The sequence below is a fragment of the Aureimonas sp. ME7 genome (assembly GCF_903970965.1).
Classification (GTDB): domain Bacteria; phylum Pseudomonadota; class Alphaproteobacteria; order Rhizobiales; family Rhizobiaceae; genus Aureimonas.
On record NZ_CAJCKW010000046.1, the window covers coordinates 1 to 827 of the forward strand.

Here is an 827-nt window from a genome sequence, read left to right on the forward strand (position 1 = left end):
GGCTGGCGCATTGCCGCCTCGCCCTTCCGCCACCAGAACATCGCCGTTCGGCAGCACGAGCATTTGGCGCGGGATCGACAGGTCGGTGGCGAACGCCGTGATCGCGAACCCGTCGGGAACCGCCGGCAGCTGACCATTCCAGCCTGCGGGCGTGGCGATCTTCATCGGCGGGACCAGTGTCTCGCGCACGGCGGGAAGGTCGGGTTGCGCGCCGGTCTGGCTGAGATTGGGATCGCTTCCCTCACAGCCGGTCAGGGCGAAGGCTGCGACAGCGGTTGTCCAAAGGGCCCGGTTCATCGTGCGATCTCCAAACGTGCGGTGCGCGAAAAGACCATCCAGCCGGCTGTGAGTGCGAGGACGGTTGAGGCGATCGACAAGGCGAGCCCCGTGGTTCCCACCGAGCTCCAGCCGTCGCGCGCGTGGTGGAAGGCGTTGACCAGACCGATCGCCCACATCAAGGCGACGATCACGAAGTAGAACAACCGGCCAGCGCCGCCCGGTCGGCGAAGAAGGCGCAACCAGTCGATCAGCGCCCAGGCGGCAACCAAGCCGCCGAAGACGAGCGCCCCCGCGATCGACCAGCTCGCGAAGTTGGTCCACTGGATTTCCGCGGTTCGAAGGTAGGCGATGTCCGAAGCGAGGCCCACGCTGAAAAGCGCGACTGGAAAACTCAAGAGGATCCCGTGCAATCCGCTCGCTGGGGAGCTGCGGACTTCCGTTGCTCTGGACATATCTGTCGCCCTCCTTGGGCGCTTGCTCTCACCCGGATCGTTGGGTCGCATCGGCCGGCAACCCGAGTGCTGACGATCCCATGATCAGTGGCAAAC

General features: G+C 65.5%; 1 protein-coding gene and 1 pseudogene. Both read right to left on the reverse strand.

The window, feature by feature from the left end; all coding sequences use genetic code 11:
• Positions 1-297, reverse strand: a pseudogene (locus tag H7A85_RS20650) (sorbosone dehydrogenase family protein); the annotation flags it as partial.
• Positions 294-731, reverse strand: coding sequence for a DUF2231 domain-containing protein (locus tag H7A85_RS20655; RefSeq protein ID WP_182422416.1), 438 nt, complete (start codon positions 729-731; stop codon positions 294-296). The gene H7A85_RS20655 and the pseudogene H7A85_RS20650, both read right to left, overlap by 4 nt.
• Positions 732-827 lie beyond the last annotated feature (96 nt).

Excerpts from the sequence above, each read along its gene's own strand:
- H7A85_RS20655 (WP_182422416.1), bottom strand. The coding sequence starts at position 731 with ATGTCCAGAGCAACGGAAGTCCGCAGCTCCCCAGCGAGCGGATTGCAC.